Raw genomic sequence first — 13,821 nt, 5'->3', positions numbered from 1 at the left:
CCTCTTTGGTTGATAAAGAGCTAAGGATCATAGGGCTTAGGCTCAACACACAGTTTGTAACGGTCTGAAACAGAACTGTCACAAACGGGCGCAATGCCGCCGGATTGATCGCTGCAGCGCAGCAGTGCGTTGATTTCAAAAAGAAAAAGGCCACCCGAAGGTGGCCTCTTTTGATAAATTGTTACCTTGCGTCAGATCGAAATCAGTTCGCCTGACGCCGCAGGAATGCCGGAATTTCGATGCGTTCCTGATCTTCGTCTGCCTCAGGCTGAGTCGCCGGATCTTCGCGCAATGTCGCCACGGGTGGCTGAGGGCGCTCTTTGGTCTGACCGTCGCCCTGCTGGCCGGTCATGCGGCTGATCAGGCTGTTCAAACCGCCCATGCGGGGCTTTGCCGCGTCTTCGGACTCCGCAGGTGCGGCAGTTGGGGCCGCAGGTGCGGACCGTGCTGCTGCAGTGCGCAGGCGATCAAGCGTTTCTTGGCTTGGTGTGCCAACGGCAGGGCGCTGCGGGGCCACGAAGCCGTCAACCGGCGCGTCGATCGCAGGCTCCGGACGCGGCTGGTAGGCTGCCGGTGGCAGGTCTGCTTCGGCGGCAGCCGCGGCGGCGGGCGCGTCGAATGTTGGTGCGGCGGCTGGAGCCTCATCAAACAGGGATGGCTCCGGAGTGGCTTCGGCTGCGACCTGCGGTGCAGGTGCGGCTTCAACTTCGGCGGCTGCGGGCGCAGGGGTTTCGACCACAGCGGCCGGTGCTTCTTCTTTCACTTCAGCCGTGACCTGCTGTGTCAACGGGGCGGCCATGGGGCGGCGTGGCACAGGGATGTCATGGGGCTTGGCGACGGCATCGATGCCTGTGGCCACAACGCTGACGCGCATTTTGCCTTCCATGTCGGTGTCCAGCGTGGAGCCCACGATGATGTTCGCCTCTGGATCGACTTTTTCGCGGATCTTGTTGGCCGCTTCGTCCAGTTCGAACAAGGTCAGATCGTAGCCGCCGGTAATGTTAATCAACACGCCACGTGCGCCTTCCAGTGAAATCTCGTCCAGCAGCGGGTTGGCGATGGCCTTTTCGGCAGCCTGAACGGCGCGATCTGGGCCGTCGGCTTCACCTGTGCCCATCATGGCTTTGCCCATTTCGTCCATCACAGCGCGCACGTCTGCAAAGTCGAGGTTGATAAGGCCCGGACGGACCATCAGATCGGTCACGCCTTTGACACCTTGGTACAGCACGTCATCTGCAAGGCTGAAGGCCTCGGTGAAGGTGGTGTTTTCATTGGCCAGGCGGAACAGGTTCTGGTTGGGAATGATGATCAGCGTGTCGACGACCTTTTGCAGCGCCTCGACGCCGTCTTCGGCCTGCTTCATGCGCTTGCCGCCTTCGAACTGGAACGGCTTGGTCACGACACCAACGGTCAGAACACCCAATTCACGGGCGGCCTGCGCGATGATCGGCGCGGCCCCTGTGCCGGTGCCCCCACCCATGCCAGCGGTGATGAAGCACATGTGCGCACCCGCCAGATGATCGACGATCTGTTCGATTGATTCTTCGGCGGCAGCGGCGCCCACGGTTGCCCGTGCGCCTGCGCCCAAACCTTCGGTGACTTTCACGCCCATCTGGATTTTCGCGTCCGAGTGGGACTGTTGCAGCGCCTGCGCGTCGGTGTTTGCAACAACAAATTCAACGCCTTCCAGCTGCTGTTCGATCATGTTGTTGACCGCGTTGCCGCCAGCGCCACCCACACCGAACACGGTGATGCGGGGCTTCAATTCTTCCTGACCGGGCATGGAAAGGTTCAATGTCATGTGTCTGTCCGCCTGTTTTGTTTGGCCCGTCCCACCGGGCGTATTTGCCTGAATCTTCCCAAAACCCTAACGGTCTTGGCCGGAATGGTCACGGAAAAAACGCAAAAACACCGCAAAATGTGGGGCGTCGCCCGTGATTTTTCGCCGTATTTGGGGTTTTAGGCGAAATCTTGCGTATCACCAGTTCTCTTTGAACCAACGGACCGCACGTTTGAAGGACCGCGCGGGGTATTTTTCCGCCGGAATGTCGAAATCCCACCATTCGTCTTGCGGGTGTGCCGCAAAGAGCGACAGGCCAACAGCCGCCGAAAACGCCGACCCCGTGGCCGCCTGCGGCAGACCCTGCACGCGCAAGGGCCGCCCGATGCGGACCTGCTGGCCCAGGATTTTTGAGGCCAGCCCATCAAGGCCCGGAATTTGGCTGCCACCGCCGGTCAGCACGATTTGCTGGCTGGGCAGATGTTCAAAACCTGCCGCATCCAGACGGACGCGGACCTCTTCCAAAATTTCTTCAACACGGGGCTTCATGATCCCGATAAGTTCGGCGCGGCTGACCGTGCGGCGGTCATGTTCCCAATCGCCGGTGTCTGCGCCGACCTCAATCATTTCGCGGTCGTCCATGCCGGTGGCAAGGACCCCGCCGTAGAAGGTCTTGATCCGTTCGGCCATGGCGGGGGCCACTTGCAGGCCCATGGAAATATCGGATGTGACGTGATGGCCGCCCATGCGCACGGCGTCTGAATAGATCATGTGTTTGCGCATGAAGATCGAAATGCCGGTGGACCCGCCGCCCATATCAACGCAGGCCGCCCCCAGTTCCTGTTCGTCTTCCACCAGCGACGAAATCCCCGCCGCATAGGCCGAGGATGCAACACCCGCCAGTTCCAGATCGCACCGTTTGATGCAGTAAAGTAGGTTTTCGATGACGCTGTCTTCGATGGTCATCATGTGCATGTCGGTCGTCAGGGTCTGCCCGATCTGCCCGCGCGGATCGGCGAGGCCGCTGCGATGATCCAGGGCAAAGTTAATCGGCTGGGCATGCAGAACCTCGCGCCCTGCCCCGATGTCCGGCACGTCGCATTCGGCCAAAACGCGGCCAATGTCGCCTTCGGTCACAACCGTGCCCTGCACATCGACCTGTCCGTCCAGCCCGTAGGACCGTGGACGCCCGCCGCTGAGGCAGGCAATCACATGATCTACGCGCACATTGGCCATTTTCTGGGCCGCTTGCACAGCAGTCCTGATGGCGCGTTCGGTTTCGGCCATGGCGTCAATTTCACCAAAGCGGACACCCCGCGACCGCGTGGTCGCGGCACCAATCACCCGAAACGACGATTGCCCCGCCATGGACCCCACACCGTCACTGTCGCCAAAGTGTTCCGGCCCATCAAAGCGCAACACCAGACAGGCAATTTTTGACGACCCCACGTCCAGAATGGCCACAACACCACGTTGCATCGCCGCCTGACGCATGGCCCGTTGGGCGCGCTGGGATTGGTAAAGGTCTCTCATAATCTACACACCTGCCTGAATGGTCTCTTTATTGTTCCGCCGACGCACTTGTCTGCCGCAAATTCGTCAACGCTTGTTCGTTCATTCTGATCGTGGGCCGCGCCGGATGCCGCATGTCGACGACGACCACATCTCGGTCGAGGAGGTCTTGCGCCTCCGTCATGGCCACCACCCGTTCGAAGGCGACCACCGGATCGGTTGTGGGCAACAAAATGCGCTGCCCACTTTCGAGGATCACATCCCAACGACGTTCCCCCATCCGCACGACACCGCGCATCCGCGGGGCCAAGGGACCCGCGACGCGGTAAATCTCAAGCCCTTCGGTCAGCGCATCACGGGCGCCGTCCCCCGTGATTAACGGCAAATCCGCACGGTCGGCGCGTGCCACGATAGACTGGATCAGCACGCCGTCACTGTCGATCAGCTTAAGCCCGTCGGCCGCGCGGAACACCGCCACCGGTTGGCGCTGCGTCACATTCACCTGCAAAATCCCACCGGGCCGCACCCGCAACGACGCCTCAGCCACCGCAGGAAGCGCCGCCACTGTCTGGCGCATCTCTTCAAGATTGAGATCAAAGCTGGAGACCGGAAATTCCACCGGCAATACTGTGCGCACATCTGCCGCAAGGCCCTCGTCCGCCCCGTCGACGGCCATGACCTTGACCAGAAATTCCTCACGCTGCTGGATCTGGGTTTTCATATCCGCATAGGCATCGGCAATCATCTGGCGGTTGGCATCACGGGCCGTCCATCCAGCAACTATGCCGCCGATCAGCAAAGCAGGCACGCCCACCCGCAGCATCCGCCGGAACCCCGGCGTCAGCATCAGCCGCTGATAGCGGTAGCCCCACCGGCTGGGGGCCGGATCGCGGCGCGGCAGGTCTTTGCGGTCAGCCTTCATCGGTCGCATGACGCGTCCTCCACCATCCAAGCCATCAGTTCGGGAAACGACATGCCGCAATGGGCCGCCTGTTCAGGGGCCAGCGACGTCGGCGTCATCCCCGGCTGGGTGTTCGTTTCCAGCAAGATCAGGCCCTCAAGGCCGCGCGCCTCATCCCAGCGGAAATCTGTCCGGCTCATCCCGCGACAGCCAAGGGCGTTGTGCGCGCGCACAGCGTATTCCATGCAGGCGTCAAAAATCGGCTGGGGGATGTCGGCGGGGATCACATGGCGCGAACCGCCGGTTTCATATTTGGCGGCGTAATCATACCAGCCGTCGGTGATGATATCTGTGACCGTCAACGCGCGCCCGTCCATCACTGCGGTCGTGAGTTCCCGCCCCGGCGCATAGGTTTCGACCATCAACGTCTCGGGCAAATCGGGGGCCAAGGTTGGCGTGCCATTGGCCCGTTCGGTCACGATATAGACGCCCACGCTGGACCCTTCATTGAAGGGTTTGACCACATAAGGCGGCTCCATCATATGGGCGCTTTCGATCTGGTCTTTGGTCGCCAAGACGCTGTCCACAAAAGGCAGCCCTGCGGCGCGGTAGACGTCTTTGGTCTTTTGTTTGTCCATGGCAATGGCTGAGGCCATGACGCCCGAATGGGTATAAGGCAGCCGCATCCATTCCAACAAGCCCTGCACCACGCCGTCTTCGCACCAGCGCCCGTGCAGCCCGTTGAACACCACATCCGGCTTTGCCGCCTTCAGCTGTTCGGGCAAATCCGCGCCTGCATCAATTTCCACGACATCAAAACCGGCGGTCCGCAAGGCGGCCGCACATTCGCGCCCTGAACTGAGGGATACCTCACGTTCAGCCGACGGGCCGCCCAAAAGGACAGCGACTGTTTTGGGTGTCATGCTCGACACTGTCCGCCTCTTTCGTGGCCCTTTTGGACGGGCCATCATTTGTCTCTGCCGTGGCCCCTGCCTGTGGGGCCCAAGATCCGTTCAGGTGGATCAGACCGTTGGGGCCGGTTCGCCGACCCTCATAATTTCCCAGTGTAGCGTGATGCCACTGGTGTCGTAAACCTTTTTTCGGACCTCTTCGCCCAATCCTTCAAGGTCCGCCGCCGTGGCACCGCCTGCATTGGTCAGGAAGTTGGAATGCATGGTGTTCATCACCGCCCCACCCCGCACAGCGCCGCGCATGCCCGCGTCATCAATGACCTTCCACGCCTTCAGGTCCATGGTGTCATCAGCACGCCCCGTGCTGGAATACCCTGACGGGTTGCGGAACGTGCTGCCTGCTGTGCGGTCCTTGGTGGGCTGGGTCTCGTCGCGTTTGGCCAGTTGGGCAGCCATCCGGTCCTCCAACACCTGCGCGTCTTCCTGCGGGGCGCGCATCGTGGCCTCCACCAGCACAGCACCTTCGGGCAGGTCCGAGGACCGATAGGACAGGTTCAGCTCCGCCGCCGCCAGTGTCTTGATCGTCCCGTCGCGCAACACCACGCGGACCTCTTGCAGCACATCGGCCATATAGTCGCCGTAGCATCCTGCATTCATCCGCACCGCCCCCCCGATGGACCCAGGAATGGTGCGCAAAAACGTGAGGTTCAGACCCTCGGCCGCGGCCTTGCGCGCCACATGGGCATCAAGGGCCGCAGCGCCTGCGCGGACCAGATCACCATCAAAAGCGATGCCATTGAACCCGCGCCCCAGCCGGATAACGACCCCGCGCACGCCCCCGTCCCGCACGATCAGATTGGACCCGACCCCCATGGGAAAAACCGGCACGTCGCTGGGCAAACCGGCCAGAAAAGTGCTCAGGTCCTCTTCATCCGCGGGCTGGAACAGGACATCCGCAGGCCCGCCCACGCGCATCCACGTCAGGCCGGACAAATCACGGTTTTCGGTCAAAGTGCCACGGACGGCGGGAAGATCGGCAATATGTGTCATGCCCCCGTCCTAACCCGCACAACAGGCGGTGCCAAGCGGGGCCTAGCCCAGTGTCAGGAAATTCAGCGGCCCCGACACGATTCCGAAAATCACCACCAGTGAGAGCGCAACCCACGCCCATTTGACCCGCCCCGCCCAGTCCTTGCGCCGGATCGACAGCGCCCAAGCCACAAGGCTGGCCGCCACATAGGCCGCGATCAAGGACGTCGACGCAGGATCACCCCAGATTGCCGTGTAGAAGACATAGGCAAATGCCGCTGCAACGGCGGCCAATAAAACGCGGTTCATTTGTCAGCACTCCGGCCCTTGGGCGCAAAGACAGACCGCAACCAACGGGTCAGATAGATGACAGGCCAGCGCAGAACGCTCGCTCCGCCGATCAAAAAGGCAAGCCCGATGAAGGCACCGTTTTCATAGGTAATCCAACCCAATAGCGGAATGCCGATGGCGATCAGCACATAGGCCCGTGTCCAATGATTGTCGCGACTGGGCAGCAAGGCCAAGACGTTGGCCGCAATGATCCAGACGAAACCGACCCCCACCGCCATCATTGCGGAAGCTCCGGCTTGCGGCCGCGTGCACGGGCCCAGAAATATTTCAACGGATTGCGGAACATCGACACGAAGGCCGCGAGACCAACCGCCGCCCAGATCCAGCCAAAATCATAGCCCAGCCAGCCGATCAACACCGGTGCCAGCACCAATAATGTAACACCCGGCACATATTGACGCCGCATGGGCAACATCGCGGTGACGCTGGCCAACAGCACCCAGATGCAAAAGGCGATCACCGACCAAGTCACACGCCACGCCTTGTTTTCTCTGGTTCAAAAATACCTAAATCCACCTCTTGCACAGGCGCACAAGATCGCCAGTCTACCGCATGCGCCGCGCAGCGGCGCGGATCGGATGGGCGCAGCCCATTCGACATCAAAACAGCCCCCCAAGAACTGCCCGTCGGACAGGACGCGCAATCATCAGCCCACTGCCCATCATGCCTAACACCAAAGTCGCCTCACCGGGGTTATGCTGCATGTGAATTAACAACATCGCAACAAAAGCCACGGAAAACGCCCACAACAAACGGCGCAGCCATTTGATCATCGGCAGGACCGACACCAGCACAATCGCGCCAAGGATCAGCCATTCATAGGTCAATCTGCCAGCCGCTTTGGCAAGCTATTGGCCCATGTGGAAATGGAACCGGCACCTAGGCAGACAACCATATCGCCCTCTTTGGCCTGTTCACGGACCAGACGCACCAGATCGTCCTCATCGGTGATCGCGCGGGCATGCCGGTGACCGCCCCGGATCAGGCCTGCGACCAGATCATCACGGGTGGCCCCTTCGATGACGTCTTCACCGGCGGCAAAAACCTCCGCGATGGCGACAACATCGGCATCGTTAAAACACGCGCAGAAGTCGTCGAAATGGTGGTGCAACCGCGTGTAGCGGTGCGGCTGGTGCACGGCGATAATGCGCCCGTCGCAGGCCTGTCGTGCGGCTTTCAGCACCGCTGCGATTTCTGTGGGGTGGTGGCCGTAGTCGTCGATGATGGTCACGCCACCCACCTCGCCCACGCGGGTAAAGCGGCGGTTGACGCCCCCGAAACTGGCCAAAGCCTCGCGGATTTCGGCGCGTTTCATGCCCAGATGCCGCGCCACGGCGATGGCAGACAGGGCGTTGGACACGTTGTGATCGCCCGGCATGGGCAGCACACAGCCTTCGATCATCTGGTCTTCGTTCTGGAGGGCCACATCAAAATGGGCCTGCCCGCCTTTGTAAGACAGGTTGACCGCACGCACATCGGCCTGCGCGTTGAAGCCATAGGTCACAACACGGCGGTCGGTGATCTTGCCCACAAGCGATTGCACATCGCTGTCGTCGGTGCAGCACACCGCCACACCGTAGAACGGAATGTTGGACACGAAATCGTAAAACCCACGGTGCAGATTTTCCTCGGTGCCCCAGTGTTCCATGTGCTCTGGATCGATGTTGGTCACAATCGCAATGGTCGCTGGCAGACGGTTGAAGGTGCCGTCGCTTTCGTCGGCTTCCACCACCATCCATTCGCCGTCGCCCACCCGCGCGTTGGACCCGTAGGCGTGGATGATCCCGCCGTTCACAACCGTTGGGTTGAAATTGCCCCCGTCCAGCAGGGCCGCAACCATCGTTGTGGTCGTCGTCTTGCCGTGGGTGCCTGCAACGGCAATGTTGGATTTCAGGCGCATCAGTTCGGCCAACATCTCGGCACGGCGCACAATGGGCAGGCCGCGCGCGCGGGCCGCGTCCAGTTCCGGGTTGCCCGGTTTGATCGCGCTTGAGATGACGATGACCTCAGCCTCGTCAATATTCTCGGCCCGCTGGCCGGTGTAGATCAGCGCGCCCATGCCCTGAAGACGCTTGGTGATCGGCGTTTCTTTCAGGTCGGACCCTTGGACGACATAGCCATGGCTCAACAGCACCTCGGCGATGCCGGACATGCCAATGCCCCCGATGCCCACAAAATGAATGGGACCAACATCAAGGGGGAGTTTGGTTGCTGAATTCATAATCGGGCTTCCGTCCATTCGTTTCGTCCTTCGCTCAGGAGGGCGTTTCAGCCAATCTCAAGGTAAGATCAACCAGCGTTTGCGTGGCATCCGGTTTTCCGCAAGCCAGCGCCGATTGCGCCATCTGCAGCGCACCATTCGGGTCGCTGAGGACCGTGGCCATCTGCTCGGCCAGGCTGTCCACATGCAGCTGGCTTTCGGGCACCATGATCGCGGCACCTGCCTCAACCAATTGGCGCGCGTTGGCTGTCTGATGATCAGCGGCAGCGGCGGCATAGGGCACAAGGATCGACGGGCGGCCAATAATGCTGAGGTCCGCAATCGTCGACGCACCCGCGCGGGTCACGACCAGCTGGGCCTCAGACATGCGGGTCGGCACATCGTTGAAAAAGGTCTGCACGTCAGCGGGAATGCCCTCGTCGGCGTAATATTGCGCCACGCGTTCCAAGTCTTCTTCGCGGGCCTGATGGCTGACGCGGATGTTGCGGCGAATTTCTGATGGCAAGGCGCTGATCGCAGGCGGCACCACATCGCTGAGGATGCGCGCCCCCTGTGATCCGCCCATAACCACGATCGACATGGGATAATCCCCTGGCGCGATATAGCCCGCGCCGGCCCGTTCAAGGATGGAACTGCGCACCGGATTGCCCACGGGCACACCTTCGACACCGGCTGGCAATTCCGTGGGCCAGGTGCCGCAGGCGACCGTGTCGACCCGTTTGGCGAAAATCTGGTTCACACGGCCCAGCACGCCGTTTTGTTCATGGATCATCCGCGGCTTGCGCAGCACCCAAGCGGAGGCCATGGCCGGAATGGCAGGATATCCGCCAAAGCCCACGACCACCGCCGGTTTATCGCGCAACATGCGGCTGGCAGCGGCCACAACACCGCCTGCAATTTTGAACGGCACGGCCAGCTTGGCCACGATGCCGCCACGGGCGAAGGTGGCTGATCCGACCTGTTCAATCTCAACCGCGTGAGGAAAGCCGCCGGTGTAACGCGCACCGCGCGCATCGGTGCTCAGCTTCACGCGCCACCCACGCGCCAGCATAGCCTCCGCCAAGGCCTGCGCGGGGAACATATGTCCGCCCGTGCCACCGGCGGCGATGATCAAAAGGGGCTGTGTCATGTTCGCCCCCGCCGCAACAGGATGTCACCGATCTGGCCCTGAGGCCGCGACCGCGTGAAGGCGAGCAACATGCCCACGGCAATGCCCGACGCAATGACCGACGATCCACCGTAGCTGACAAAGGGCAGTGTCATGCCCTTGGCAGGCAACAGCCGCACGGCCACGCCCATGTTGATCATCGCTTGAACCCCCACGATGCAGGCCAGACCGCAACCCGCCAGCCGGATGAACGGATCACGTTCCTTCATCAGCCGCATCAGGCTGCGCACCACGATGGTGGCATAAAGCCCGATGATCGCCAGCACACAGATCAGCCCGTATTCCTCGGCGGCCACGGCGATGATGAAATCGGTATGGGCATCGGGCAGCGACCATTTGACGGTGCCCTCCCCCACGCCCACGCCGAAAAACCCGCCCTCGCGGATCGCATTGGTGGCATAGCCCAGCTGCGTGGTCGGATCGACATCGGGGTTCAAAAACCCGTCAATCCGCCGCGCGAAGTGTTCGGAATTGGAATAGGCAATGGTGCCGCCAAAGATCACAGCCCCGCCCAAAGCGACCAGCAACACAATCGGCGCGCCGCCCACGAAATACATCACACCCCAGCCAAACAGCAGCAAGGCCGCCTGACCAAAGTCGGGCTGCATGGCCAGCATCAGCACGATAATGACCGTCAAAACAAAGGAATACATCTTGCCGGGCGGTCCGCCGATCTCTTGGCTGGCGGCCATGAACCACGCGGCCACAACGATAAATCCAGGTTTCAGGAATTCGGACGGCTGCACGGACGCAAAGCCCAGCGAATACCAGCGCACAGCGCCCTTGCCAAAATCGGTGCCCAGAAACGGCAACCCCGCCAAGGCCACAAAAGCCGCCAGAAACCCCAACACCGCCAAACGACGCACCAGCGTGGGCGACATCATTGAGGTGACAAACAAAACCACAATCGCCACGGAGCCAAAAAAGGCCTGACGCTGGACATAGTGAAACGGCTCAAACCCGTTTTTAGCAGCAAGAGGTGGCGACGCGGCCAGCCCCAGCAACAACCCGATCCCGAACAGGGCAAGGATGCAGGACAACGTCCATTTGTCGACCGTCCGCCACCAACGTGGAAGAACTGGATCACCCGACCCTACTGGGATCGTGCCATAGACCATCTCTGTCATGGTGCAACTGCCTTACTGCCTCGATGCGCCCGTTTTCCGGGTCTGGGTCCCACATTATCCCCATCGCCTTGCTTTTTCCAACAAAAAAGGGCCGTGGGATGCAATCCATTCTTCATCTGGCCCGGCAAACTCCCCCCGGAGGGCCGGTCTGGGCTTGATCAATCGGATCAGAAGGGGCACCTGAGGGCCATGCAGGTCAATACACTTATCCTTGGCGCCGGTGCCGCCGGTCTTCACGCGGCGGCCCATGCAGGCCCCAAAACCCTTGTGATCGATCACGCCAAAGCACCGGGTGAGAAAATCCGCATTTCCGGCGGCGGGCGGTGCAACTTCACCAACCTTGGCACAACAGCGGCCAATTTCATCAGCCAAAACAGCCACTTCGCGAAATCTGCGCTGGCGCGATATACCCAGTGGGATTTCATCGATCTGGTGGATCGCCACGGCATTGCGTGGCACGAAAAGACATTGGGGCAGCTGTTTTGCGATGACACGGCCAAGGACATTATCGCCATGCTCCGCGCCGAGATGGAGGCCGCCCAGGCGCAGCTTTGGCTGAACACCTCCGTCGAAGAGGTCCGCCACGACGGCGATCTTTTCCACGTCCGCCTCAGCCGCGACGGCAAGGTCGGCACGGTTAAGGCATCTGCCTTGGTCGTGGCGACGGGGGGCAAATCGATCCCCAAAATGGGCGCCACGGGGCTGGCCTACCAGATTGCCGACCAATTCGGGTTGGCCGTCACCGACACCCGCCCTGCCCTTGTGCCGTTCACCTTTTCGGACGAGAAATTCAAACCCCTCGCGGGTACAGCCACGCCCGCGCGGGTCACGACGCAGGACGGGACCTCATTCGATGAGGCCTTGTTGTTCACCCACCGTGGGTTGTCGGGCCCCGCCGTGTTGCAGGCGTCCAGCTATTGGCACGAGGGTGAGGACGTCACCGTGGCCATCGCGCCAGATCTTGATCTGGCGCCGTTGCTGAAAGACCAGCGCCGTGACCAGGGCCGAAAGGCCCTAACCACGGCGCTTGGCGTGCATTTGCCGCCCCGTTTGGTCGAGTATCTGAGCGCAGAGATCGATTTGACCGGCAATGTGGGCGACATCTCAGACACGCGCATTGATGCACTGTGTGAAACCTTGGCCGCGTGGTCGCTAAAACCGTCCGGCACAGAAGGATACCGCACGGCTGAGGTCACGTTGGGTGGGGTGGATACGGACGGTCTGTCGTCCAAAACCATGGAGGCGAAGGCCGTACCGGGTCTTTATTTCATTGGCGAAGCCGTGGATGTAACCGGCTGGTTGGGCGGCTACAATTTCCAGTGGGCGTGGTCATCGGGCTATGCTGCGGGAACCGCGATTGCCGCGCGGCTTGGCTGACGTCAGATTTTGAGTATTTTTGGCAAAACGAAACAGGGCTAGAGCGCTTGGACGCGGGCGATGAAGTCGTCCCCGCGTTTTTCAAAGCTGTCGTATTGATCAAAAGACGCGGCGGCGGGGGCCAGCAGGACCGTGTCCCCGGGCTGCGCATCTGCGGCGGCTTTGGCGACGGCGGTGTCCATGTCGCCGCAGACCTCAACCTCAAGCCCTTTGAGTTGCATGGCAAAGGCCGCAGCCTCGCGCCCGATGACATAGGCTTTGGTCACGTTGGGGGCGGGCAGCAGCGCGTCCAGCCCCCCTTCTTTTTCAAGGCCGCCGCATATCCAGCGGATGTTTTTGAAGGCCGCCAGCGCTTTGGCCGCGCTGTCGACGTTGGTGGCTTTGCTGTCGTTGACGTATTTCACGCCCTCTTTTTCTGCGATCAACTGGCTGCGGTGCGGCAACCCTCTGAAGCTATGGAAAGCCGCTTCGATGACGCGCGGGCCGATGCCAAGGGCGCGGCAGGCCGCGAAGGCCGCACAGGCGTTTTGGTGGTTGTGGGCACCGGGCAGGCCGTCGATTTGGCGCAGATCGACGGAGGCCACCTGCCGTCCCTTGCGATATTCGCTCAAAAACCCTTTGCGCGCAAAGACCGACCACGAGGCGCGGTCCAGCTTTTGCCCCGATGAGATGCGCAAGACGCGGTCGTCGGTGGGGCCTTCGGTCAGCTGATTGGCGATGTAGCGGCCATCGGGTTCATCAACACCGATCACGGCACGGTCCGGCCCGCCTTCGGAAAACAGCCGCCGTTTGGCCGCCACATATCCCCCAAAGCCCGCGTGGCGGTCCAGATGATCGGGGCTGATGTTGGTGAACACCGCCACATCGGGTGTCAGCGCACGGGCCAGTTCGGTTTGGTAACTGCTGAGTTCCAGCACGATGACCTCACCATCGTGGGCCTCGTCGATGTCCAGCACGCCACGCCCGATGTTGCCGGCCAATTGCGTGGGGCGGCCGGCCTCTTCCAGAATGTGATGGATCAGGGCGGAGGTGGTGGATTTACCGTTGCTCCCCGTGACCGCGATGACCTTGGGCATCGTGTCGAAATTGTCCCATTCGGCGGTCGCAAAGCTGCGAAAGAACAGGCCGATGTCGTTGTCCACGGGCACGCCCACAGCCATGGCGTTGGCGATCGCGGGATGGGGGTCGGGATAAAGGTGCGGGATACCGGGCGAGGTGATCAGCGCATCAATGCCGTCAAACGCGCCCTGCTTGGTCAAATCGTGCAGATCCGCGCCCGCGTCGTTGGCTTTGACGTCAGCGGTGGGGCTGTCGTCCCAGACAACAACCTGCGCGCCGCCTGCCTGCAGGGCCGTGACTGTGGCCAGACCAGACCGGCCAAGCCCCAGAACGGCGATGGTTTTGCCGGTGACACCCTGCACTGGAATCATGGTCTTGCCCCTTT

14 protein-coding genes are annotated in these 13,821 nt (G+C 61.4%); 1 reads left to right on the top strand and 13 read right to left on the bottom strand.

Annotated elements, in window-relative coordinates:
• Window positions 1–202 precede the first annotated feature (202 nt).
• The 12 genes from ftsZ to ftsW form a co-directional block, all read right to left on the bottom strand.
• Window positions 203–1,801 (bottom strand): cell division protein FtsZ, encoded by a 1,599-nt coding sequence (ftsZ, locus tag ACTG36_RS03695; protein WP_375280615.1) that lies wholly within the window; start codon window positions 1,799–1,801, stop codon window positions 203–205.
• A gap of 177 nt (window positions 1,802–1,978) precedes the next feature.
• Window positions 1,979–3,313, bottom strand: a complete 1,335-nt coding sequence (gene ftsA / locus ACTG36_RS03690; protein ID WP_375280616.1) for a cell division protein FtsA — start codon at window positions 3,311–3,313, stop codon at window positions 1,979–1,981.
• A 28-nt stretch (window positions 3,314–3,341) separates the two neighbouring features.
• Window positions 3,342–4,223, bottom strand: coding sequence for a cell division protein FtsQ/DivIB (locus ACTG36_RS03685; protein ID WP_375280617.1), 882 nt, complete (start codon window positions 4,221–4,223; stop codon window positions 3,342–3,344).
• Window positions 4,211–5,116 carry a D-alanine--D-alanine ligase gene (locus tag ACTG36_RS03680; protein ID WP_375280618.1) on the bottom strand — a complete coding sequence of 302 codons (906 nt, stop codon included), beginning with the start codon at window positions 5,114–5,116 and terminating at the stop codon, window positions 4,211–4,213. The genes ACTG36_RS03685 and ACTG36_RS03680 overlap by 13 nt, the downstream gene beginning before the upstream one ends.
• A gap of 99 nt (window positions 5,117–5,215) precedes the next feature.
• Window positions 5,216–6,154: a UDP-N-acetylmuramate dehydrogenase gene (murB, locus tag ACTG36_RS03675; RefSeq protein ID WP_375280619.1), complete on the bottom strand. Its 939-nt coding sequence runs from the start codon at window positions 6,152–6,154 to the stop codon at window positions 5,216–5,218.
• A gap of 42 nt (window positions 6,155–6,196) precedes the next feature.
• A complete protein-coding gene (locus ACTG36_RS03670; protein WP_375280620.1) occupies window positions 6,197–6,442 on the bottom strand; it encodes a hypothetical protein in 246 nt (81 codons plus the stop codon).
• Window positions 6,439–6,705, bottom strand: a complete 267-nt coding sequence (locus tag ACTG36_RS03665) for a DUF2484 family protein (RefSeq protein ID WP_375280621.1) — start codon at window positions 6,703–6,705, stop codon at window positions 6,439–6,441. The genes ACTG36_RS03670 and ACTG36_RS03665 overlap by 4 nt, the downstream gene beginning before the upstream one ends.
• Window positions 6,702–6,956: a DUF2484 family protein gene (locus ACTG36_RS03660; RefSeq protein ID WP_375280622.1), complete on the bottom strand. Its 255-nt coding sequence runs from the start codon at window positions 6,954–6,956 to the stop codon at window positions 6,702–6,704. The genes ACTG36_RS03665 and ACTG36_RS03660 overlap by 4 nt, the downstream gene beginning before the upstream one ends.
• A gap of 127 nt (window positions 6,957–7,083) precedes the next feature.
• Window positions 7,084–7,311 (bottom strand): hypothetical protein, encoded by a 228-nt coding sequence (locus ACTG36_RS03655; RefSeq protein ID WP_375280623.1) that lies wholly within the window; start codon window positions 7,309–7,311, stop codon window positions 7,084–7,086.
• Window positions 7,308–8,705: a UDP-N-acetylmuramate--L-alanine ligase gene (gene murC, locus ACTG36_RS03650; RefSeq protein ID WP_375280624.1), complete on the bottom strand. Its 1,398-nt coding sequence runs from the start codon at window positions 8,703–8,705 to the stop codon at window positions 7,308–7,310. Before murC ends, ACTG36_RS03655 begins: the two co-directional genes overlap by 4 nt.
• Before the next feature lie 34 nt (window positions 8,706–8,739).
• Window positions 8,740–9,834: an undecaprenyldiphospho-muramoylpentapeptide beta-N-acetylglucosaminyltransferase gene (gene murG / locus ACTG36_RS03645; RefSeq protein ID WP_375280625.1), complete on the bottom strand. Its 1,095-nt coding sequence runs from the start codon at window positions 9,832–9,834 to the stop codon at window positions 8,740–8,742.
• Window positions 9,831–11,000 (bottom strand): putative lipid II flippase FtsW, encoded by a 1,170-nt coding sequence (gene ftsW / locus ACTG36_RS03640; RefSeq protein ID WP_375280626.1) that lies wholly within the window; start codon window positions 10,998–11,000, stop codon window positions 9,831–9,833. Before ftsW ends, murG begins: the two co-directional genes overlap by 4 nt.
• Before the next feature lie 189 nt (window positions 11,001–11,189).
• Between ftsW and ACTG36_RS03635 the strand changes: the two genes are divergently transcribed.
• A complete protein-coding gene (locus ACTG36_RS03635; protein WP_375280627.1) occupies window positions 11,190–12,377 on the top strand; it encodes an NAD(P)/FAD-dependent oxidoreductase in 1,188 nt (395 codons plus the stop codon).
• 38 nt (window positions 12,378–12,415) lie between these two features.
• Here the strand turns inward: ACTG36_RS03635 and murD are convergent, their stop codons facing one another.
• Window positions 12,416–13,807 carry a UDP-N-acetylmuramoyl-L-alanine--D-glutamate ligase gene (gene murD / locus ACTG36_RS03630; RefSeq protein WP_439141484.1) on the bottom strand — a complete coding sequence of 464 codons (1,392 nt, stop codon included), beginning with the start codon at window positions 13,805–13,807 and terminating at the stop codon, window positions 12,416–12,418.
• Between the last annotated feature and the right edge of the window lie 14 nt (window positions 13,808–13,821).

This window comes from Pseudooctadecabacter sp., from assembly GCF_965657175.1.
Taxonomy (GTDB): Bacteria; Pseudomonadota; Alphaproteobacteria; order Rhodobacterales; family Rhodobacteraceae; genus Octadecabacter.
The sequence above is the reverse complement of the archived record's forward strand: the minus strand, read 5'-3'. Positions and strand labels throughout refer to the sequence as shown.